The sequence below is a fragment of the Roseobacter sp. HKCC-CH-9351 genome (genome assembly GCF_037830295.1).
Taxonomy (GTDB): Bacteria; Pseudomonadota; Alphaproteobacteria; order Rhodobacterales; family Rhodobacteraceae; genus M30B80.
Map to the genome: position 1 here is coordinate 1 of NZ_JBBLYM010000002.1, position 21,983 is coordinate 21,983.

At 51.9% G+C, this 21,983-nt stretch carries 25 protein-coding genes; 8 read left to right on the forward strand and 17 right to left on the reverse strand.

Translation table 11 applies throughout. The features are described 5' to 3' along the window. Positions 1-203: alpha-hydroxy-acid oxidizing protein (locus tag AAC632_RS10175; protein WP_340298797.1), on the forward strand; the 203-nt coding region annotated here is incomplete at its 5' end. An 85-nt stretch (positions 204-288) separates the two neighbouring features. On the opposite strand, the gene AAC632_RS10180 is transcribed toward AAC632_RS10175, so the two are convergent. Genes AAC632_RS10180 through AAC632_RS10190 form a run of 3 tightly spaced genes read right to left on the reverse strand, consistent with a single transcriptional unit; the run spans position 289 to position 1,887 of the window. Beyond that, a complete protein-coding gene (locus AAC632_RS10180; protein WP_340298798.1) occupies positions 289-1,074 on the reverse strand; it encodes a 2-keto-4-pentenoate hydratase in 786 nt (261 codons plus the stop codon). 54 nt (positions 1,075-1,128) lie between these two features. Then, positions 1,129-1,422, reverse strand: coding sequence for an FAD assembly factor SdhE (locus tag AAC632_RS10185; protein ID WP_340298799.1), 294 nt, complete (start codon positions 1,420-1,422; stop codon positions 1,129-1,131). Positions 1,423-1,458: 36 nt separating this feature from the next. Next, positions 1,459-1,887: a helix-turn-helix domain-containing protein gene (locus AAC632_RS10190; RefSeq protein WP_340298800.1), complete on the reverse strand. Its 429-nt coding sequence runs from the start codon at positions 1,885-1,887 to the stop codon at positions 1,459-1,461. Positions 1,888-2,122: 235 nt separating this feature from the next. Here AAC632_RS10190 and AAC632_RS10195 point away from each other — a divergent pair, with 235 nt between their 5' ends. Beyond that, positions 2,123-3,325 carry a pyridoxal phosphate-dependent aminotransferase gene (locus tag AAC632_RS10195; protein ID WP_340298801.1) on the forward strand — a complete coding sequence of 401 codons (1,203 nt, stop codon included), beginning with the start codon at positions 2,123-2,125 and terminating at the stop codon, positions 3,323-3,325. A 170-nt stretch (positions 3,326-3,495) separates the two neighbouring features. Here AAC632_RS10195 and AAC632_RS10200 read toward each other — a convergent pair whose 3' ends face one another. Beyond that, positions 3,496-3,927 carry a DUF6314 family protein gene (locus AAC632_RS10200; protein WP_340298802.1) on the reverse strand — a complete coding sequence of 144 codons (432 nt, stop codon included), beginning with the start codon at positions 3,925-3,927 and terminating at the stop codon, positions 3,496-3,498. Positions 3,928-4,035: 108 nt separating this feature from the next. Here AAC632_RS10200 and purB point away from each other — a divergent pair, with 108 nt between their 5' ends. The 3 genes from purB to AAC632_RS10215 all read left to right on the forward strand — a co-directional run bounded on the left by purB (position 4,036) and on the right by AAC632_RS10215 (position 7,547). Continuing rightward, complete coding sequence (gene purB, locus AAC632_RS10205) at positions 4,036-5,337, forward strand: adenylosuccinate lyase (protein ID WP_340260278.1); 1,302 nt, start codon at positions 4,036-4,038, stop codon at positions 5,335-5,337. A 200-nt stretch (positions 5,338-5,537) separates the two neighbouring features. Further along, positions 5,538-6,311, forward strand: coding sequence for a short-chain dehydrogenase/reductase (locus AAC632_RS10210; RefSeq protein ID WP_340255619.1), 774 nt, complete (start codon positions 5,538-5,540; stop codon positions 6,309-6,311). A 120-nt stretch (positions 6,312-6,431) separates the two neighbouring features. Then, the gene (locus tag AAC632_RS10215; RefSeq protein ID WP_340298803.1) at positions 6,432-7,547 is read left to right on the forward strand and encodes a serine/threonine protein kinase; all 1,116 of its coding nucleotides are present in this window, start codon (positions 6,432-6,434) and stop codon (positions 7,545-7,547) included. A 151-nt stretch (positions 7,548-7,698) separates the two neighbouring features. Here AAC632_RS10215 and AAC632_RS10220 read toward each other — a convergent pair whose 3' ends face one another. Together AAC632_RS10220 and AAC632_RS10225 are read right to left on the reverse strand one after the other, a co-directional pair. Then, complete coding sequence (locus AAC632_RS10220) at positions 7,699-7,989, reverse strand: DUF1330 domain-containing protein (protein WP_340255613.1); 291 nt, start codon at positions 7,987-7,989, stop codon at positions 7,699-7,701. Positions 7,990-8,079: 90 nt separating this feature from the next. Further along, positions 8,080-8,751, reverse strand: a complete 672-nt coding sequence (locus tag AAC632_RS10225; RefSeq protein ID WP_340260276.1) for a GntR family transcriptional regulator — start codon at positions 8,749-8,751, stop codon at positions 8,080-8,082. A gap of 102 nt (positions 8,752-8,853) precedes the next feature. Between AAC632_RS10225 and AAC632_RS10230 the strand changes: the two genes are divergently transcribed. Beyond that, on the forward strand, positions 8,854-9,882 hold the full coding sequence (locus tag AAC632_RS10230; protein WP_340298804.1) for a C-terminal binding protein: 1,029 nt from the start codon (positions 8,854-8,856) through the stop codon (positions 9,880-9,882). Positions 9,883-9,897: 15 nt separating this feature from the next. After that, positions 9,898-10,587, forward strand: coding sequence for an RraA family protein (locus tag AAC632_RS10235; protein WP_340255604.1), 690 nt, complete (start codon positions 9,898-9,900; stop codon positions 10,585-10,587). A gap of 273 nt (positions 10,588-10,860) precedes the next feature. Here the strand turns inward: AAC632_RS10235 and AAC632_RS10240 are convergent, their stop codons facing one another. Next, entirely contained in the window at positions 10,861-11,658 is a 798-nt protein-coding gene (locus tag AAC632_RS10240; protein ID WP_340298805.1) for an SDR family NAD(P)-dependent oxidoreductase, read from the reverse strand. Between the two features lie 62 nt (positions 11,659-11,720). Here AAC632_RS10240 and AAC632_RS10245 point away from each other — a divergent pair, with 62 nt between their 5' ends. Continuing rightward, on the forward strand, positions 11,721-12,716 hold the full coding sequence (locus AAC632_RS10245; RefSeq protein ID WP_340298806.1) for a hypothetical protein: 996 nt from the start codon (positions 11,721-11,723) through the stop codon (positions 12,714-12,716). 10 nt (positions 12,717-12,726) lie between these two features. Here the strand turns inward: AAC632_RS10245 and AAC632_RS10250 are convergent, their stop codons facing one another. The 10 genes from AAC632_RS10250 to cyoE all read right to left on the reverse strand — a co-directional run bounded on the left by AAC632_RS10250 (position 12,727) and on the right by cyoE (position 21,954). After that, positions 12,727-13,827, reverse strand: a complete 1,101-nt coding sequence (locus AAC632_RS10250; protein ID WP_340298807.1) for a mandelate racemase/muconate lactonizing enzyme family protein — start codon at positions 13,825-13,827, stop codon at positions 12,727-12,729. A gap of 89 nt (positions 13,828-13,916) precedes the next feature. Continuing rightward, the gene (locus AAC632_RS10255; RefSeq protein ID WP_340298808.1) at positions 13,917-15,323 is read right to left on the reverse strand and encodes an FAD-binding oxidoreductase; all 1,407 of its coding nucleotides are present in this window, start codon (positions 15,321-15,323) and stop codon (positions 13,917-13,919) included. Positions 15,324-15,350: 27 nt separating this feature from the next. After that, positions 15,351-15,935, reverse strand: coding sequence for a GNAT family N-acetyltransferase (locus AAC632_RS10260; RefSeq protein WP_340298809.1), 585 nt, complete (start codon positions 15,933-15,935; stop codon positions 15,351-15,353). Then, positions 15,935-17,197, reverse strand: a complete 1,263-nt coding sequence (locus tag AAC632_RS10265) for a M16 family metallopeptidase (RefSeq protein WP_340298810.1) — start codon at positions 17,195-17,197, stop codon at positions 15,935-15,937. The genes AAC632_RS10260 and AAC632_RS10265 overlap by 1 nt, the downstream gene beginning before the upstream one ends. After that, complete coding sequence (gene thrC / locus AAC632_RS10270) at positions 17,194-18,582, reverse strand: threonine synthase (protein WP_340298811.1); 1,389 nt, start codon at positions 18,580-18,582, stop codon at positions 17,194-17,196. Before thrC ends, AAC632_RS10265 begins: the two co-directional genes overlap by 4 nt. 13 nt (positions 18,583-18,595) lie before the next feature. After that, the gene (locus AAC632_RS10275) at positions 18,596-19,294 is read right to left on the reverse strand and encodes an SURF1 family protein (RefSeq protein ID WP_340298812.1); all 699 of its coding nucleotides are present in this window, start codon (positions 19,292-19,294) and stop codon (positions 18,596-18,598) included. 91 nt (positions 19,295-19,385) lie between these two features. Next, positions 19,386-20,195 (reverse strand): cytochrome c oxidase subunit 3, encoded by an 810-nt coding sequence (locus tag AAC632_RS10280; protein WP_340255574.1) that lies wholly within the window; start codon positions 20,193-20,195, stop codon positions 19,386-19,388. Positions 20,196-20,218: 23 nt separating this feature from the next. Continuing rightward, a complete protein-coding gene (locus AAC632_RS10285; RefSeq protein WP_340298813.1) occupies positions 20,219-20,776 on the reverse strand; it encodes a cytochrome c oxidase assembly protein in 558 nt (185 codons plus the stop codon). After that, positions 20,773-20,982 (reverse strand): hypothetical protein, encoded by a 210-nt coding sequence (locus tag AAC632_RS10290; protein WP_340298814.1) that lies wholly within the window; start codon positions 20,980-20,982, stop codon positions 20,773-20,775. The genes AAC632_RS10285 and AAC632_RS10290 overlap by 4 nt, the downstream gene beginning before the upstream one ends. Before the next feature lie 3 nt (positions 20,983-20,985). Further along, complete coding sequence (cyoE, locus tag AAC632_RS10295; protein WP_340298815.1) at positions 20,986-21,954, reverse strand: heme o synthase; 969 nt, start codon at positions 21,952-21,954, stop codon at positions 20,986-20,988. Between the last annotated feature and the right edge of the window lie 29 nt (positions 21,955-21,983).

Consider the following 21,983-nt stretch of genomic DNA (forward strand, 5'->3'; position numbering starts at 1 on the left):
CCGATATTGCAATTGCTCTGTCTTTGGGAGCAAGCGCTTGCATGATCGGCCGCTCATGCTTGTGGGGATTAGCAACAGATGGCCAGACAGGAATATTAAAAGCTATCGAAATTCTTAGGCAGGAACTCGATACCAGTATGGCTCTCCTAGGTGTTACGAAGTTACATCAACTAAAGGGAAGAGCTTGTTTAAACTTAAGTTGACCAACCTTGGACATAAAAAACACAAGTTGTAATCCAGAACACGGTTCGTGTCCGTTTGAAATTAACCCATATGGCTGGGGTTACATTATTTAAAAGAACAGCTGATTTGGCCCAGAACTCCGAAATCAGCAAAAACAGTATCTCCATGAGAGATCTCAAGCGGAAGCATGCAGGTGCCAGTGGTTACAATTTGATCAGACTGCAAACCTACGCCAATTTTTGAAAGCTCATTCGCGATCCAAGTTAGGGCTAGCCGAGGATCTCCCAGAACATTCTTACCGACACCATCTCTGACTATGTGGTCTCCAACTCTGCCAATAACATGGTGTTCAGAAAGATCTAAGCCTCGCCACAGGTCGGGCGCATTGGGGCCCAAGACAAATTGATGACCACACGCATTATCGGCAATCAACTGTTCTTCCCCAGCTCGTGCGAAGTCTGTAAAGCGGGACGCAGGCATTTCGAGAGCCAAAAAAAGCTCTGATACCGAACTCATAACTTCTTCCAAACTGTACGCTGATGTCCTTGGAGGTAAGCTGTGTCCCAGTTTGAACGCGAATTCTGGTTCAGCAACTCGCATGTTGTTGCCAACAAGCGGAAGAACGTCGCCATCATAGGATACCATAGACTGAATAAGACGGCCCGCCATGGGGCCATTTACACCAATGTGATTTTGTCCTGCTGAGCTCGTCGCTGCAATCTTCCATCCGAATAGTGCAGCCTGAGACTGACCTTCCAGTATCTCTTGAATCGCGTATCCTTCCTCCCGCGTTGATGGCTTAAAATGAGGAGGAAGCGCGGAAATCGTAGAGCCCGACTGCCAAGTTGCAACCAGCAATTCAGATGCACGCCTAATTGCTTCAGTTTCCATTTACTTCAAACCCATGAACACTGAATACCACTGCAACCAATATAACAACGCCAGTTACTGGTTGTCATTGTGAAACTTTTGGCCAAATTGTTTGCCAATGATTTGGAGAAAACCTGCTATTTCATCAGGCGCCGATTTTTGACCAGATATCCATTGATAAAGGTCTTGATCCGCCTCCTCAAGCACCGCCTCAAACTTATCGAGCGTGGCATCATCGGCGGAGGCCAAATGCGCATCTGCCCATCCGCCCAAAATCAAATCCATTTCTTTGATACCACGATGCCATGCCCGCATCCTAAGACGCTTGAGACGGATTTCGCGTGTCTCTTGATGAGCAGATTGGGACATAGACAGCCTCTCAGCTTGCGGCGATTTTCCTATTCTCTAGTGCCCGCCCGCCTCTTCTACCAGAGTTTGGCGCAATCTTTTTTCGAGCCGGCCCAAAGCATCGGACAGCTGAGCCTGCTCCGCACGAATGCGCCGTAGGTCTTTCAGGAGTGCACTTGTGTCTTCGCTTATCGCAGATGCAACAAATGGGCCATCAATTCCATCACCGCGACCTGTCAACAACCACATAATCGACACGCCTAAAACTCCAGCCAACATTTGTAACTTGTTGGCGCGCGGTTCGGCCTGATCATTTTCCCATGAGCGGATGGTCTTGGCTTTGACACCCATGCGACGTGCAAGTTCAGCTTGGCCCATATTAGCGGCCTCGCGCGCGCCTGCCATACGATCCCCAAATGTGGCTGTATCTTCGTCATACCAGCTTGCATCTGTCTGCTGTTCATGGGTGATTACATCATCGCTCATCGCGGAGGCTCCTTTTCAAATCGGCCAACTTGTTTTCATGCTGCACAGCGCGCCGCGCGCAGCTCCCACTGTTCAACCTAAAAGGGATAAAAGCGCAGGAGATGTATGTATGCGGCACTTCGCCCAACAATTCCGCGCTTGAACAGCCTCACGCCAAACCCTAAAGCGGTACCAGAGTGAAGTAAACCGCAGGCTCCCGCGTTTCATGTGCGCGCCGCAAAACTGGAGAAATCCAATGGCCTTTTTGTCCGACACGCTTTCACGTGTCAAACCCTCCCCCACAATCGCCGTCTCCAACCTCGCCGCTGACCTCAAGGCGCAAGGCAAGGATGTGATCGGGCTTGGTGCGGGTGAGCCTGATTTTGATACCCCACAAAATATCAAAGACGCGGCCAAAGCTGCGCTTGATGCGGGTCGGACGAAATACACCGCGGTTGATGGCATTGCGGAACTCAAGCAAGCGATTTGCAAAAAATTTGAGCGGGAAAATGGCCTGGCTTATAAACCCTCCCAAGTATCGGTTGGCACGGGCGGCAAGCAAATTCTTTACAATGCGCTCATGGCCACCCTAAACCCTGGCGACGAGGTGATCATCCCTGCCCCATACTGGGTGAGCTACCCCGATATGGTTTTACTCGCAGGCGGCACCCCCGTGATTGCAACGGCCACGATCGAAACGAATTTCAAACTAACGCCGGAGGCACTTGAAGCGGCCATTACCCCAAGGACCAAATGGTTCATTTTCAACAGCCCTTCCAACCCCACAGGCGCAGGGTATACCCGCGCCGAGTTGAAAGCGTTGACCGATGTTTTGCTACGCCATCCACATGTCTGGATCATGTCCGATGATATGTATGAGCATCTGGTCTTTGATGGCTTTAAATTCTGCACCCCTGCCGAGGTAGAGCCCGCCCTTTACGAGCGCACCTTGACCTGCAATGGCGTCTCCAAAGCATATGCGATGACTGGGTGGCGGATCGGCTATGCAGCGGGGCCCGAGAACCTGATTGGTGCGATGCGCAAAATCCAAAGCCAGTCGACCTCGAACCCCTCATCAGTAAGCCAATGGGCCGCCGTTGAGGCACTCAATGGGCCGCAAGATTTCTTGGCGGATAACGTAGCCTTGTTCTTGCGCCGCCGCAATCTAGTGGTTGAAATGCTGAACGCGGCAGAGGGCATCACTTGCCCAACACCAGACGGGGCATTTTACGTCTATCCGTCCATCGCAGGCTGCATCGGAAAGACTAGCCCTGATGGCAAAAAAATCGACTCAGACGAGGATTTCGCGACAGCCCTTCTTGAAGAAGAAGGCGTAGCTGTGGTGTTTGGTGGCGCCTTTGGCCTATCGCCCAATTTCCGCGTATCCTATGCAACGTCAGACGAAAATCTGCGCGAGGCATGCAGCCGCATTCAACGATTCTGCGCAGGCCTGAAATAATCCTAATCCCCCTCCCGCAGCAGCGCCGCAAGCGCCTGCTGCGGGCGGCACCTCGGGCGCAATCCCGCGCCCATGATGAGGATCTCGAGGATTTCACCCATCACTTGGTTTTGGTGATGAATAATCTTCACAGCGTGTTGGCGCGCCAGAAAGGCGAACGCCAATCGAGATCAGTCTCGATAGTAGGTGGTCACCAAATCCAAATCTTTGCGCGGCCCCGTGATACGACATTGGCACTGCCACTGCCGCGGAAGCGCGTCAAACTGATAGCGCAAGATATATAGATCAGGGGCGCAGTCATGGCGCGCAGGGTGGTCTGCGGCGCGAATGAGGTGAAAGGGACGGTTGTCGTCAAAATCCACTTGCCAACCCTCTGGGACACGCCGCCAAATATAACGCCGCTCTGCATCAAAGATTTGACCCGCGCCATAGGTTAAGCGCCCTTCCTCTTGATACTGCAGAACATTACCCTCAGCCGGCGTGAACCGCGCATGCCCTTCGAAATAACCTTTCAACTCTGCGCGGTGATCGTGGATGTCGCGCGCTACCCGCCACGCACCTGCCAGCGCGTCGCTCTCTGGTATGGAGGAGATATGATCCAATTTGGCATTCCTCATGGTCGCAGGTAGTCGAAAAGCGGTTTCCTCTTCTGTGACATTTAGATTAGAAGGCGCGCAACCCCTTGAAACCGCATCACAGAAGGTTCGCCAATGATCCCCCGCTATGCCCGCCCCGAAATGGTTGCCATCTGGTCGCCTGAAACCAAATTCCGTATCTGGTATGAGATCGAAGCCCATGCGTGCGATGCGCAGGCCGAGCTTGGCGTGATCCCCCGCGAAAACGCCGAAGCCGTTTGGAAGGCGAAAGATGTAGAGTTCGATGTGGAGCGCATTGACGAGATTGAAGCCGTCACCAAGCATGATGTGATCGCCTTTCTCACCCATCTGGCCGAGCATATCGGGGCCGAAGATGCGCGTTTTGTACATCAGGGCATGACCTCATCGGATGTTTTGGATACCACCCTCAACGTGCAGCTAGTACGCGCGGCGGATATCCTGCTGGCGGATCTCGATAAGGTCTTGGCTGCGCTGAAAACCCGAGCGATTGAGCATAAAGACACAGTTCGGATTGGCCGCAGCCATGGAATTCACGCAGAACCCACTACAATGGGCCTAACCTTCGCCCGGTTCTATGCCGAAATGGATCGCAACAAGGCCCGCCTGCAAGCTGCACGTACCGAAATCGCCACCGGTGCCATTTCAGGCGCGGTTGGAACGTTCGCCAACATCGACCCCGCCGTTGAAGAGCATGTCTGCAAAATGATGGGCCTCTCGCCTGAGCCGATTTCGACCCAAGTGATCCCCCGCGATCGTCACGCGATGTTCTTTGCCACACTTGGCGTTATTGCGAGCAGCATTGAGAATATCGCGATCGAAATTCGTCATATGCAACGGACCGAAGTGCTTGAGGCTGAAGAATTCTTTTCAGCGGGGCAAAAAGGTTCCTCCGCAATGCCACACAAGCGCAACCCAGTTTTAACTGAAAATCTGACTGGTCTTGCGAGGCTTGTGCGTATGGCGGTGATCCCCGCGATGGAGAACGTAGCGCTTTGGCATGAGCGGGATATCTCGCACAGTTCGGTTGAGCGCGGGATTGCGCCTGATGCCACCATCACCTTGGATTTTGCATTAAATCGCTTGGCAGGCGTTGTCGAAAAACTCGTGATCTATCCTCAAACTATGCTTGCCAATATGAACAAGTTTAAGGGTTTGGTGATGTCGCAGCGCGTGCTTTTGGCATTGACCCAAGCCGGCGTCAGTCGCGAAGACGCCTATCGCCTTGTACAACGCAACGCTATGAAGGTGTGGGAGCAAGGGGCTGATTTCAAAACCGAACTTCTTGCAGATACCGAGGTGACCGATGCACTCAGCGCCGCTGAAATCGAAGAAAAATTCGACCTAGGATATCACACCAAGCACGTGGAGACGATTTTTAAGCGTGTTTTCGGTTGATTTAAAGCACAACTTCTGAAGATGGCTATCATCTTTTAGAAATATGGGGCCCAGCCGAAATAGGCTGGGTCTTTTTGTTCATGCTTAGTCTACACGAAATGTATTTCGGAAATATCTCTGATCAGTTGTTTGGCTCTAAATCATGATGCAGATTAACAGTGTAGGATGCATTAAGCGCCTGTGTCAGCTGGAGAAACGACTTGGATTTAAACCTTAAGAATAAAAAAGTACTCATTACTGGCGGATCCCGCGGCATTGGGCTGGCTACAGCAAAAATTTTTTTAGAGGAAGGCGCTACTGTCACTATAGTCGGCCGAAGTGAAACAAACCTCGAAAAAGCGAGAACTCAACTAGAAGCAGTTTCACGTGGTGTTAGCACTGTAAGCGCAGACCTCTCATGCGAGGAACAAAGAGAAGCGCTATACTCCTCGCGCGACGACTTCGATATCGTGGTCAATAATGCAGGCGCTATTCCCAGCGGCGGCATACAAGATCTCAGCATGGATGAATGGCGTAAAGCATGGGATTTGAAAGTCTTTGGATATATCCATTTATGCAAGCTCTTTTCTGCAGCGATGATGGCTCGAAAGAGTGGTGTCATAGTTAATATCATCGGAATAGGCGGCAGACACACCACCCCATCCTATATCTGCGGCGCCGGAGGCAACGCTGCACTAATAGCTTTCACACAAGCTTTGGGGGCAGAAACTGCGAAGAACGGTGTGCGTACCTACGGAATAAATCCGTCTGCAACTGCTACAGACAGAACAATTGAGCTTCTAAAACAACGTGCTAAGCGTGAAACTGGCAATGAAGAAAACTGGAAAAATTTCATAAACACGGAGACATTGCCATTTGGGCGCCTGCAGAACCCTGAAGAGATAGCAAACATGGCCGTCATGTTGTGTTCAGATAAAGTACAGTATCTCTCTGGAACTGTCATTGACTCAACAGGTGGCTTTCAGTGGTCTTGAAAACATAAACCGCTCCGGCGGAGAGTTGGCTCTTTGGTTACCTGTGCTTTCGCAGGTAACACTGGACTGAAAATTTCTATGCAGTAATCCATAAGCATAAATCAACGAAGTGAAACAAAAATGAAAAACACCGTCGTAAATAGCTGGAATGAATGGGATCCACTGAAACATGTGATTGTCGGAAGAGCCGATGATTGTCACATCCCGCCAGAAGAGCCCGCACTTGACGCGAAAGTTCCTGAAGACAGCGACATGCGCGGCCAATGGGGCCGTCGCCCTCAAGAAACAATCGATAGAGCCAATGAGCTACTGGACAACTTCGCTGGACAATTAAAAGCTCGAGGCATACGCGTCGATCGGCCGTCACCGATTGATCACTCTCTTCCAGTTACTACGCCAGATTTCCACACAGACAGTCAGTTCGGCTGCATGCCTCCTAGGGATGTATTGCTGACTGTCGGGTCGGAAATTCTAGAGGCGACAATGTCCTATCGCTGTAGATGGTTCGAATATTTAAATTATCGCCCACTACTAAAAAAATATTGGGAAGAGGACCCAAATTTCAGGCATGAGGCCGCTCCAAAGCCGCGCCTAACGGACGCTGATTATCATCCAGATTATTTGTCGGAAAAAATTGGTGATACGAAAAGGTTAGAGTGGGCCGCAAAGAAATTCTTTGTCACTACTGAAGAGGAACCACTATTTGACGCTGCAGATGTATTGCGGTTCGGAAAAGACTTGGTTGTACAACACGGATTTACAACCAATCTGAAAGGCATTGAATGGCTGAGGCGCCATTTTTCAGAACACCGAGTGCACACTGTTAATTTTCCAGGTGATCCATATCCAATCCACATAGATGCGACTTTTACGCCTCTACGTCCTGGTCTAATTTTGAACAACCCCCAGCGCAGACTTCCAGAAGAACAGAGAAAAATGTTCTTTGATAATGACTGGGAAATTGTAGATGCCGCCCAACCGGCACACAACACACCCCCACCACTCTGCTATTCATCAGTTTGGTTGTCGATGAACGTCTTAGTTTTGGATCCAAAAACAGTTTGTGTCGAAAAATCTGAAGTTTACCAAGCTGAACAAATGGATCGTCTGGGCATGGAGGTGGTGGAAGTTGAACTACGCGATGCTTATGCCTTTGGTGGCGGGCTCCACTGCTGCACTGCAGACGTTTATCGTGAAGGCTCCTGCGAAGACTATTTTCCGAATATTGGAAGTTGAATTAATTGGAGCGCAGTAACTTGGCGCAGCTGTATCAAATCAGTAACGAGTTGATACAGCTGCAATCCAATTTTCATGCGAAATTCTGAACAGCTATTTTTTAGTAAGTGATCGCGAAAATTACATCCATGAAGCACATGGTATGGTCACACTACTCAGTACCCTCAATAATCATGAGGTCTGTATCTGCACATTCTTCTCGTACTGCCTTCGCGGCTTGATACTCGGCACTAAAGTAAAATGTCTCTGCAACTTCCTTGCTGTCAAACTCAATCATCATTACTGTGCCGGTAAGTTGACCCTCATGTCTGTCGGCTGCTGGACCTTTAGCCAAAACCTTCCCACCGTACTTCTTAATAGCCGGCGCAGCCATTCCTGAGAATGTTTGAAACTTTTCGGCATCTTTGACCCTGATATTGGCCACCAAGTACCCTTTTGACATATCAAATATCCTCTGCTGATCGTTACACATAGAAAGGCGATCAGCTTGGGCATTTATGATTACTCCGTCAAGTACGCCAGACCGCCGCGGTTACTTATCATCAGAAGCGTGCAGTGAACTTAAAGCCATACTGTAGGCTTTTCGAGTGCGATCAATGTGCTCGGCAAGTAATTTCTTGATTGTGGAAAGGTCTCCGCTGTGCACAGCTCTGATAATCGCTTTGTGTTCATTGAAGGATAAGTCTGTGTGTTTCGGGAGCCGCGAAAGAAGTTTGCGAAGCGCTGCAATTTTACCTGCATAGCGACTGTAACTAGCTGCCAGGTAATAATTGTCCGCATGTTCGAAAATAAGTTGGTGAAATTGGTTGTCTAATGCAATGTAGGCATCGTCGTCGTTTTTGGCTTTGCTAATAGCCATCATCTCCACGACATTTTCCATATCTGCAGCAAGACCTGCACGATTTCGTTGCAGAGCAAGCTCGAAGGATGCCGATTCAATTGCCTGACGAAAGTCACATATTTGAACGACCTCATTCTCTGTTAAGTTGAAAACTCGTGCACCTTTCTGAGGTTCAATGTGCACTAAGCCCTCGTCACGCAACTGCGCAAGCGCCTCTCGGACTGGAGATTTTGATACACCAAGCTCTTCAGAAATCTTTCTCTCCGAAAGAACCTGACCCATCTGAAATGTGCCATCTATTATCCGCTCGCGAAGGAATTCTAGCGCCAATTCTCTAAGCGATTTTGGTCGCTGTAACGCCATGCGAAATCACTCCAAAACAGTTGCGAAAACTAGAGTATCTGATAAAACTGCAGTTGCAATCTGGAATATCAGATATCAGATATGCATTTGGAGAGGCCCGAAATGGCAAAAACAAATAGTTTTATACCACGCGCTGATCGCCCCCTTGTCGTCATCACCGACTATGACTTTGCGGATGTGGAGATCGAAACAAACATCCTGGAAGCCGCAGGGGCCAAGGTAGTTTCTCTACAGGCAAAACAGGAAAGCGATCTCTTCGAAGTCGCACCAAGTTGCGCAGCTATGATGAATCAGTACGCAAAAATCGGGCGCGAGACGATAAATCGAATGACTCGCTGTGAAGTAATCGCTCGATATGGTGTTGGCGTAGATATTGTAGATGTAGACGCTGCGACCGAAAAAGGAATCCTCGTGACTAATGTGCAAGACTATTGCACTGACGAGGTCGCTGATCATGCAATTGCTCTTTGGCTGGCACTCGCCAGAAAATTATCTGAATACAATCGGGCAACCCATGCAGGCATCTGGAAATGGCAAAGTGGACAGCCAGTTTATCGATTGCGTGGACGCACGCTTGGTATCGTATCACTTGGCAAGATTGGACAAGCTATCGCGGAACGGGCGCGTGCCTTTGGCGTGACAATAATCGCCTACGATCCCTTTGTGCTGCCCGACGTCGCCACAAGTTTAGGCGTTGAGTTGGTAGACAAGGCCGAATTGCTAGCCCGTTCCGACTATCTATTGATGCAAGCTCCGATGACACCTGAAACATATCATTTCCTGTCGGATGCTGAATTTGCAGCTATGAAGCCTGGGGCCATCCTTGTTAACACTGGGCGCGGTCCAACAATCGATAATACCGCGCTTTTTCGCGCATTAAGCGAAGGCCATCTCGCGGCGGCAGGACTTGATGATCCAGAAGAAGAACCGGCCAAACGGAAAAATTGGTCGCCAGACAACAATCCCCTCTTCAAACTTCCAAACGTATTAGTGACGCCACATTCGGCCTACTACTCAGAGGAATCCATCATCGCCGCTCGGGTTACGGCGGCTACCCAGGTGGCATTGGTGCTAACCAACCAAAAACCAAAATATACGGTCAATGCAGACGCATTGGCAAAAACACCCTGATAACAGGAGATAAAGATGCCAGATACAAGTACAAGTCTCAGGATCTTCAACGACTTTGAGCGCAATCCAAACCTACTCAAAAAATTCGATGCGGTACTAGAGTCCTATTCCGCAGCCGCCATCTTCGCAGATGTGCAATACCGAACTGGCGTGATGGATAGCGCAATCAAGCCAGCCTTTCGCGCAAAGATCACCGGTCAGGCAGTAACAGTCCAATTGTCAAAAGGCGATCTTGTTGATCCTCTCAGGGCTTTGGAAATCGCTCAACCGAATGACGTAATTGTAGTTGATGCTGGAGGCGATTTACAAACTTCGGTCTGTGGCGGGCTGATGGGCGGACTTGCACAAAACCGTGGCATCCGCGGCATGATTGTTGATGGGGCTGGCCGGGACACCGATGAACTGGAGGACATTAATTGGCCAATCTGGACCCGCGCGATCACCCCACGCGGAACACACACGATGTTCTCTGAACGCAAAGAAGAGCTTTCAATTAACGTCTCAATTGCGTGCGGTGGAGTAGTAGTTAACCCAGGTGACTTTATCGTTGCTGACCTTATGGGTGTCGTCGTCATCCCTCTAGAAATTGCGGAGGAAACCGTGCGTCTTGCCCAAGAGCAAGCTGATCGTGAAGCCAGAACACGAGAATGGGTTGCGCAAGGAAAAACTGTTGAGGATTTATTGAACGAATTTGGCCGCATCTAAACCATTGTTGGACGGCACAAAAAATTTCGAACCCCTGATACTGTTTTGTGACTAATGCGCTTCTCAGGCTGATGAGTCTTTTAGAAAAGTTTCACAGCTTCATTTCGTTGGTTGAACTTTTACAGCTTCACAAAAATGAGTGAATGCACTTTAGAAACATCATATAGTTGCTGACTTGAACATCGCCACAACTTGTGGTAGCATTCACAGGCTGGCATGGCATTGAACAGTGTTCCTCTTCCCTTGATCGTAGCGCCATGCCAGCACTTGAAATCATGGCATCAGTTGTCCGCCATTGACCTCTATTGTTTGTCCGATAATGTACCCAGAAAGAGCCTGTGAAGCTAAAAACAGGAACGCCCCCACACAATCTTGTGCCTGACCAAGGCGCCCTTGCGGAACAGTTTTCAGCATCGCGTCAAGTTGGGCTTGGGTTGAATAGCGTTCATGGAAGGGCGTTGTAATCACACCTGGAGCGACGGCATTTACACGGACACCGTACTCAATCCACTCCTTGGCCATACCGCGGGTAACGTTAGATACGAATGCCTTTGACGAACCATACAGACCGGCACCTCCACTTGCTCCATTGCGCGCTGCGATTGAAGTCGTATTAATTACGAACCCTCCCTCCGCTTTAAGATAAGGCAATGCAGCCTTTGACGCGACGATTATGGATCGTGCATTTAGATCCATTATTTCGTCATAGTCTTTATCACTTGCCTCAGCATATGGCACACGGCGAACCATCCCGCCTGCGTTGTTAATCAAACCGTTTATTCCGCCCAAACGCTCTGCAACATCTTTCACGGCGGCAGCTAGTTCTTCAGAATTACTGGCATTAGCCCTTACCAATTCAACTGAGCCACCAGATTTACGAATATCTGCGGCCAGCTGATTGGCCGCATCTTCAGAAGAAAAATAGTGCAAGCCCACTTTTGCACCTTGCTGCGCAAACGCTTTCGCTAACTCAGCTCCTATTCCGGTCGATGCTCCTGTTATCAGGATTTTCTTGCCCTCGAATTCTGAAAAATTCACATTAAATGAAGTCATTGTTTTACCTTTGAACAAAGATGCCTTTATCTAAAGGTATAAAGAAATGGCTCCCTGTCTATTGAAATATTTAGGCCCCCATGACGAATTTACTTAAAAATAAAATAAATAATTTAATTAAAGACATATATATTGTATCATATGAGCTATTTAAGGTCATGATACCGACTATAATTGTTATTAAAGTCCTCGATAGTTTTGGTGCAACGTCATGGTTGACTATTCAGGTTGCTCCTTTGCTTGGAGTCATAGGGCTACCGGCAGAAGTTGCACTGGCGATCACCACTACATTGCTGACTAACCCCTACGCAGGACTATTGGTCTTGTCTTCTAGTCCTGAAGCACTGAACCTGACTGTAGCGCAAACAACCATTATTGCCTCATTCATGCTCTTCACTCATGGGCTAATCGTGGAGGCGCTAATCTCGCGAAACGCAGGCTTGCGCATTTTACCAACTGTTCTCATCCGTGTGGGAGGGGGATTCATATTTTGTTACCTCCTACACATCTCGTTCTTAAATTTTGGACTATTTCAAAACCAAGCGAGCCTTCACCTCCCAACAATGGTGTCTGATCCTACGCTGCAGCAATGGATTTTGGACCAAATTTTTGGGCTGCTCTTTATCCAAGCCATTATCATCGTATTGATGATTGCAATTGAAATTTTAAGATCAGTCGGCGTTGAAAAAATTATCCAGCTGATACTATCGCCCTTTCTCAAAATATTAGACATCGGAACGAACGCCGCAACTATTGTCATAGTGGGCCTCACTCTTGGGCTAGGGTTCGGAGGCGGGCTCATGATCAAAGAAGTTAAACAAGGGGCAATCCCGATACGATCCGTCGTCGGCGCGTTGGTTTTGATAAATTTATTTCACTCGGTATTCGAGGATGTAGGCCTCATGATGCTGCTTGGACCATCTTTAACTACGATTTTGCTGGTGAGAGCAATTTTCGCTTTTGGGTTTAGCTACTTAATAATGCGTCTGAGCTCTCTTCTGCCAGATCCAGTATTCCAAAAATTAATGTTCAACCAAAGGGCTACGCTGTCATCGAGCGTAAGCAAGATTTCCTGACCACATGCCACTAGGATACTAAGCTATTCTCAGCTTCAAGTTTGTCCCAATCAAAAGTCACGCCGATGCCAGGGAGCTGTGGCGCAACAGCCATGTGGTCTTGATTAAGCTTTAACGGCTGATGCGTGTACGTATCGATGGGAAAGGCATGAACTTCCAACCAGCCTGCATTTTCGCGTCCGCACAACAGACTAACGTGAAGTTCCTGCATTCCATGAGTACAAACACTTATTCCGTTACGCTCGGCAAAAGCCGCCGCACGCAACCACGTTGTGATACCACCGCAAGTGGCCACATCTGGTTGAAAAAACTTGAATGCCTTAGTTTTCTCTAAAAGTTCAAAGTCGTGAATTGAGTGACAGTTCTCGCCAATTGCCAGCGGGAAGCCAGTTTGTTCACTTATAATCCTGTATCCGTTTAAGTCATCAGGATCGATCGGTTCCTCAAACCAGGTAATATTGGCATTTTCAAACTGCCGGATGGCAGAAATTGCTTGGTCGACAGACATGCCATAATTTGCATCAACCATAAAGGTCGTGTCTGAACCAATTCGCTCTCGCACCGCATATATTCTCTCGATGTCTTCTTCCAGGTTCTCACGACCAATCTTAATTTTTACGCCATTGAACCCGCTTTGAATGGCCTGGTCCATATTGTACAAAAGTTTTTCAAGGGGGAAATTTAGATCGATGCCACCCACGTAGGCCTTACAGGTTCGGCTTACACCACCAGCCATTTCACACAGAGATAAATTACTTCGTTTGCCACGAATATCCCACAAGGCGACATCAACTGCTGCAATTGCAAAGGCAGAAACACCCCCTCGTCCCACATAGTGAATATGCCAACGCATTTGGTCATGTAATTGCTCAATTTGAGTAGCATCTTTGCCAATCAAAAACGGCGTCAAATCATGCTCAATCATGGCCTTGATCGCGTGACCACCCCATCCGCCGGTATAAGAATACCCAGTACCTTCACTACCGTCATCCAACTTCACAGTAGCCGTAATCAACTCAAAATGGGTGTGGTCTCCGTGCTTCGCATCAGACAATACTTCTGCCAACGGCAACCGGAAAAGGCGGGGTAAGACACTTACAATCTTCGCCATAAACAACACCTCAATAAAAAACTGATCGATGAGCCAAACGTTATAGTAAGCGCACAGTTTTACCAGAGTATTTGAATTTTCAGTTAAAACTATCTGCCGCGCAATATTGCGCCTGGGTTCATGATGCCGTGCGGATCAAGAGCGGCCTTAATCGCTCGCATCGCGGCCAATTTGGCAGGGTCGCCATAGCGTTCAAGGTCATCCACCTTAAGCCGCCCGATCCCATGTTCGGCAGATACGGATCCGCCCATCTCATGCACCAAATCATGCATGGCGCGCTTGATCACATCCCGCTCTGCCAGATGATCCGCCCGGGTTTTGCCTGGCATGGGGAAGATGTTGTAATGCAAATTCCCATCCCCCATATGGCCAAAGCAGTTATGGCGGAATTCCCCGATCTGGGCGATGCGAGCGGGAATATCCGCGATGAACTGAGGTACCAACCCCACGGGCAAGGAAATATCATGCGAACTCACTGAGCCGATGCGCCGATTTGTTTCAGGGATATTTTCGCGCAGGGCCCAGAAATCATCCCGCTGCGCCATGGATTGGGCAATCACCCCGTCATTGACCAAATCTGCCTCAAAGGCGCGGGCAAAAAGTCCCTCTAATAGCGCGGCGGGATCTTGACCCACACCAAGGCCCAAATCGATCAGCACGCACCACTCGGGGATTTCATCAAAAGGTTGGCGCAAATCTGGCCCAACCTCGGCCAAGAAATCAAACCCTTGGCGGTGCATCAATTCAAAGGCCGAAAGCCCCTCGCCCACCACATCCTGCGTCATTCGCAACAGAGACAGGGCCGCGCTAGGATCAGGCACAGCCATCAGGGCCGCGCCTTGCGCCGCAGGCTCAGGAAAAAGCCGCAAACTGGCCGCTGTGATGATGCCCAATGTGCCCTCTGAGCCGATCAGCAAATGGCGCAGATCATAGCCCGTGTTGTTTTTGCGTAGAGGCGATAGCCCGTGAAAAATGCTGCCATCGGGCATCACCGCCTCAATGCCCAAGACCAAATCCCGTGCATTGCCATAACGCAGAACATTCACCCCGCCCGCATTGGTCGCCAAAAGGCCGCCTATGCGCGCCGATCCTTGGCTTGCAAGGCTTAAGGGGAAAAGCAGCCCCGCCTTTTGCGCGGTCGCGTGAATATCGGCCAAGATGACACCCGCCTCAACGGTTAGGCTGCGCCCATCTTCGTCCATCGCGCGGATCGCGCGCATCCGCTCGAGTGATACAATCACGCCATGATCAAAATTTTCAGACAGCTGCCCACCGACCAAGCCCGTGCCGCCGCCATAGGGGATCACCGCCACCCGATGCGCCGCACAGGCGCGCATAGCCAAAGCAACCTCTTCGGTAGAGCGCGGTGCCAAAACCGCCGCAGCTTTGCCCTGCCAGCGTCCGCGCGGTTCTTCGAGATAGTTCGGGGTCGCCTCGCGCCAAATATCCGCAGGCAAATCGCCCTTCAACGCTTCAAGTTTTGATGAAGCTGTCACGCCTGTCCCCCTTACACCCACAAAGCCTTAGCCCACTTCGGTGCGGCCACGGCGGTCACTGCGCAAATTGGCGTAAAGCACATGATTGCGCCAGCGCCCATTGATCTGCAAATAACTTTGCGCGACCCCCTCATATTTATAGCCGCATTTCTCCAAAAGACCACGGGAGGGGGTGTTTTCAGGCAAACAGGCGCTTTCAATACGGGACAGATCAAGACGGGTAAAAGCATAGTGGATCAAGGCCACCACCGCCTCGCGCATATATCCGTTGCGCGCATATGGCTGCCCAATCCAATAGCCAATCGTTCCCGCCTGCGCGGGGCCACGGCGAATATTGTCCAATGTGACCGCGCCAAGCAGGCGTTGGTCTTCGCGGCGGATCAAAAACAGCGGCAGCGCGCTTTCCTCCGATGAGGCACGCTGTGTCCAATAGACCCGCGCAGAAAAGCTTTTGCGGGTCAGATGATCCGATGACCATGCAGGCTCCCATGGCTGCAGAAAGGCGGCTGATGCTTCGCGCAATCCCGCCCAATGGCGATAATCCTCATGCAGAGGCAGGCGCAGGGTCATGCGCTCGGTTTCAATGGCAAGTTTCGGCCGCCGCCTCAGCATCAAGCCGCCAAACGCTGCGTCAATTGCGCGTAATCAGGCGCTTTGCTGACGGGCCCATAAAGCGCCAAGGCAAGCGCACCGCTTTCGGCAATCCCTGCGCCAAAGTCACGAATATGCGCAAGGCTGACCGCATCAATCCGCGCCACAGTTTCCTCTAAGAGCGGCACACGATCCCAGATAGCCAAAACCCGTGCCAGACGCTCGGCGCGGGAAGATGGGCTTTCCAGCCCCATCAAAAGCCCCGCTTTCATCTGCGCGCGCGCCCGATCAAGCTCGGCTTGGTTCAAATCACTTGCGGCGCGCTTGATCTCATCCATGCTCAAAAGCGCTAAATCCCCCACATCCTTGCCGCCCGTGCCTGCGTAAATGGTGAGAAGGCCCGTTTCATCAAAGGCCCCCACTTGGGCAAAAATCGAATAGCACAGGCCACGCTTTTCGCGCAGTTCTTGGAAAAGGCGCGAGGACATGCCCCCGCCAAGCGCGCTTGCGTAAATCTGCGCGGTGTAGATGTCGTCAGACCGATATCCTGGTGTTTCAAAGGCCATCGCAATATGGGCCTGTTCCAGTTTCTTGACCTTGCGGAATTCTCCGCCTGCAAATTGCGCCAAAGGTGCCGGGGCCGCGCGGCGTGAGGGCAAATGGCCAAAATTCTCTTCGGCCAGTCGCACGATCTGCGCGTGATCCACCGCCCCTGCGGCCGATAGTATCATCTGATCGGGGCCATAATGTTCGGTCACGAATTGGCTGAAATCCTCGCGACCAAAGCCGCGCACCCGCTCACTGGGGCCAAGAATGGTGCGCCCAAGCGGTTGGTTGGGATAGGCCGTTTCCTGAAGCCAGTCGAAAATCACATCATCAGGCGTGTCATTCGCCTGACCGATTTCTTGCAGGATGACGCCCCGTTCAACCTCGATCTCGCGCGGATCAAACACAGGGTTCAGCACGATATCGGCAATCATATCAAGGGCAAGGGGCACATCTTGTTCCAGCACGCGCGCGTAATAGGCGGTGACTTCGCGCGAGGTATAGGCGTTGATATAGCCGCCTACATCTTCGATCTCCTCGGCGATTTGCAGCGCGCTGCGCCGTTTCGTGCCCTTAAACGCCATATGTTCAAGGAAATGCGCGATGCCGTTTTGCTCGACCCGCTCATGGCGGCCCCCTGCGGACACCCAAACCCCGATTGCCGCGGATTGAAGCCCCTCCATCCGTTCGGTGATCACCCGCAACCCGTTGGAGAGTTGGTGCATCTCAACACTCATGCGGCCACCTTTTCGCGGACCAACGCCTCAAGGGCGGCAAGGTCATTTGGCACGCGCTGCACCCGTTCGGAACGCTCGAACAAATCTGCCATATGGGGCGGCAATGCGGGCCGGATGCCCGTTGCCGCCTCGACCGCATCGGGGAATTTCGCAGGATGCGCTGTAGCCAATGTAACCATCGGGGTCGCCCCAAGGTGATCTTGGGCCACATGAACCCCGACTGCGGTATGGGGGCAAAGCAGCTCGCCCGATGTTGACAGGCAAGATGTGATCATCGCGGATGTCTCATCCTCGCTTGCACGACCCGAGGCAAAGATGTCCCGCAGAGCCTCAAGCGCGCCTTGGCTGATGTCAAACCCGCCTTCGGATTTCAACGCGGCCATGGATTGCACAACCGCGCCTGCGTCACGACCATACGCATCAAACAATGCCCGCTCAAAGTTGGACGACACTTCGATATCCATCGAAGGGCTGATTGTGGCCTGCACACCGCCCATATGATAGCCGCCCGTGCGCAAGGCGCGATCCAAAATGTCATTGCTGTTGGTCGCCACCACAAGACGATCAATCGGCAGACCCATTTGGCGCGCGATATAGCCCGCAAAAACATCGCCGAAATTACCAGTCGGCACGGTAAAGCTGACGGCACGATGTGGGGCGCCAAGGCTGACTGCGGCGGTAAAATAATAAACAACCTGCGCCATGACGCGTGCCCAGTTGATCGAGTTCACCCCTGCCAAGCGCACCTCATCGCGAAAGGTGAGATCATTGAACATATCTTTGAGCCGCGCCTGCGCATCGTCAAATGTGCCGTCAATGGCCAAAGCATGGGCGTTGGCCTCGGTGACCGTGGTCATTTGGCGGCGCTGCACCTCGGACACACGGCCATGGGGGAACAGGATGAACACCGACACCGCATCAAGCCCGCGAAATGCCTCCATCGCGGCAGAGCCTGTATCGCCTGACGTTGCCCCCACAATGGTCACATGCTGCCCGCGTTTGATCAGGCTATGCTCAAACATTTGCCCAATCAGCTGCATCGCAAAGTCTTTGAACGCCAAGGTGGGGCCGTGGAACAATTCCATCAGGAAATGATTGGGTGCCAATTCCTTGAGCGGCGCGCGGCTTGCGTGGCGAAAGCCCTGATAGGCGCGGGTGATGATATCGCCAAATTCACTATCGCTGAATGTATCGCCCACAAAGGGGCGTATCACGCGAAAGGCGACCTCCTCATAAGGCAGACCCGCCATTGCGGCGATCTCCGCATGGCTCAACTGCGGGACGCTTGCAGGCACATACAGCCCCCCATCACGGGCAAGCCCCGTCAACATGGCGTCCTCAAATGTCAGTTCAGGCGCTGTGCCGCGTGTCGAGATGTAGCGCATGGTTATTGTCCCTTCAAAGCGTTCTGTGCCTGATACGCCACAGAAGATAGGCTGTCATCCCCAACCATACCGCTGCAAGCGAAAACCATGTCACCGCATATTGCAAATGGTCATTGGGGATGGCGGATGTGCCCACGGGCATCTGTGTCAGGTCTGCCTCTGGCGGGGTGCCGTCACGCAGCACCACAAGATAGGGGTCTGTGCCAAGCACCGAGGCCATATCCGCCAAATCGCGCGCGAACCAGATATTTGCGGCGCGGTCATTATCGGGGGTCGAGCTGTTGCGGTCATCTGGCCAATGCAGGTTGCCCGTGAGGGCAAAGCGGCCTTCTGGCGCAGAACGCATCTCAGCGGCTACGGGCAAAAACCCACGATCCACAAGGATACGGCGCCCCGTCAGATCATCCTCAAACCCTGAGATCAGGCGATAGCCCGCCCCCACGCCCTTGCGGCTGACCAAGACGCGCAGCGTGTCTTCTGCCTCGCGGATAAACTGCCCCTCAAGCATCACAGGCAAATACCGATCACGGATCGCATCTGGCGCGTCAGGCAAGGTCACCGCTTCGGCAACAAGCCGCGCCTCGATATCGGCCAACACGCCCTGTTTCCAAGACAAACGTTGGGTCTGCCACACGCCAAGCGCAATCAGGATAGCGGCCCCCGCAACCCCGAATGACAGAACCGAGAAAATCGCAAAACGCGAATGTGTCATAGCACCTCTCATCGATGGCGGGTCGAACGAGAAACGGCCCGCCTTTGTGGTGGCGGGCCGTTCCGAAATCAGGTGATCACGCGGGATCAGCTCAGCCGCCAATGCCCCAAATATAGACTGCGGCAAACAAGAACAACCAGACCACATCAACAAAGTGCCAGTACCATGCGGCCGCTTCAAAGCCGATATGTTTCTCCGCGGTGAAATGGCCGCTGCGCACGCGCAAATAGCAGATGAACAAGAAGATTGTTCCGATGATCACGTGCATCCCGTGGAAACCGGTCGCAAGGAAGAAGGTAGAGAAAAACTTATCGCCACCGAATGTCCAGTCTTTGTGCGCTAGCAACTCCCAATATTCAAAGGCTTGCAGCCCCGTAAAGAACAAGCCAAGCGCGACGCCGATCAAAAGGCCCCATTCGACATCCTTGCGGCTTTCATTGTGCACCAACGCGTGGTGCGCCCAAGTCACCGCTGCGCCCGACAACAGCAAAACAAGCGTGTTAATCAGAGGTAGGTGCCAGACATCCATCTGATAGAAACTTGGCTGCACATATTGCGACCCCAGATATTCGTTCATCGGGTATATCGCGTGCTTAAAGAAGGCCCAGAACCATGCAACGAAGAACATGGCTTCGGACATAATGAACATTATAAAGCCATAGCGCAGGCCGATCCGCACAACGGGGGTGTGATCGCCTTGGTTGCTTTCCGCGACCACATCCGACCACCAGCCGAACATCACGTAAAGGACAGCCACAAGGCCCATCAGGAACATCCACGGGCCAGAGCCATGCATCCACAGCACGCCGCCCGTGAGCATTACAAAAGCCCCAACGGCGCCAATCAACGGCCAGAGCGAGGGCGAAATGATATGATAATCGTGGTTCTTTGCATGGGACATCTGTTTTGGTCCTTCGCTTTCGGTCATTCAGTTGTGCCGCTCAGGACGGCAAGTTCTTCGGTTATATCCATAACATGAAATGTATAGGACAGGGTAATTTCTTGTGTGTCATAGGCCTCTTCATCCTCAAGGATTTCGGGGTCTACGAAAAAGGTCACAGGCATTTCGACCCGCTCACCTGGTTGCAGCACCTGCTCGGTGAAACAGAAGCAGGCGATTTTCGCAAAATACGCGCCCGCCGTATAGGGCAGCACGTTATAACTCGCAGTGCCTGCCACCACTTGATCGGTCGGGTTATAGGCCTCGTAAAACACCAAGGCTGTTTCGCCTAGGCGGACATCAATTTCGCGCTGCATGGGGCGGAATTCCCACGGCATGTCGCGCGCGGTGCTTGCATCAAAGCGCACAGTAATGATGCGATCAGACACCACCGCGCTTTCAGTATCCGCAACTTGCGTGGTGCCGCCATAGCCCGTGACACGGCAAAAAAGATCGTAAAGCGGCACAGCCGCCCATGCCATCGCCCCCATAAAGACGATGACACCAAGCAGGCTGTAAACAGTTTTACGGTTTTGTGTCATTGCTGCGTGCCTCCTGATTGCCCCTCTTGCGCAGGGGTCATCGACACGCGCGGTTGATGATCAAAGGCCTCCATCTTGGAGCCTTCACGGATTTTTGCCACCGTCATCCCAAAGACGATCACGCAAAAGGCAACAAGGCTCAGCCCCACGCCGATATTGCGGCTCAGGCGGCGCGTGTGCATATCGCTTTGTTCACGGATCGCCATAGCTTACCACCCCCCCAATGACAGACCTGCGGCGCGCAGGGCAATATCGCCCAAGATCGCGCAGAAATGCAGGAAAAGGTAATACAGGGAAAAGCGGAAGAATTTCTTTTCAGTCGCATAGCCATCGGCCTCTGCCACATCTTCGCTGCGGGCACGGATATCCCACGCGCCTTTCAAGAAGATCAGGTTCAGAACCACCGCTGCCGCCATGTAGAGCGGGCCGCCGATTTGCGTCACACCAATGCCAAGCGCCACAGGCGCCAAGAGCACAGTGTAAATCCAGATATGGCGGCGGGTCGCCGCGCGCCCATGGGTCACCGTCAGCATCGGCACATCGGCCTTGTGGTAATCCGATTTCATAAACAAGGCCAAGGCCCAGAAATGCGGCGGCGTCCACATGAAGATCAAGCCGAACATCAGCATAGAGGCCAGCGAAACATCACCCGTTACAGCTGCCCATCCCACCATTGGGGGAAAGGCCCCTGCCGCGCCACCAATGACGATATTCTGCGGGGTCGCGCGTTTCAGCCACATCGTGTAAATCACAACGTAGAAAAAGATGGTAAAGGCCAAGAGCCCCGCCGCAACCCAATTGGTCGCAAGGCCAAGGAACACAACCGACATGACCGAGAGCGCAAGACCGATCTGAAACGCCTCTTGCGCGGTGACACGCCCAGACGGCACAGGGCGCGAGGCGGTGCGTTTCATGACGCGGTCAATATCGGCATCATACCACATATTCAGCGCGCCAGACGCCCCCGCACCAATGGCGATGAACAAAATGGCACAGAAAGAGATGAACAAAGGCTGCGCCACAGGGGCCGCGACAATGCCAACAAAGGCGGTGAACACCACCAAAGACATCACACGCGGCTTAAGCAGCAGTACATAATCCCCAAAGCTTGCTTCTTTGGGTTCCAGTTCAGCGGGTTTCGCCGATTTGGTCGTGATATCAATGGATGCATCGCTCATCTGCGGGCGCGTCCTTAGGGGGGTTATTT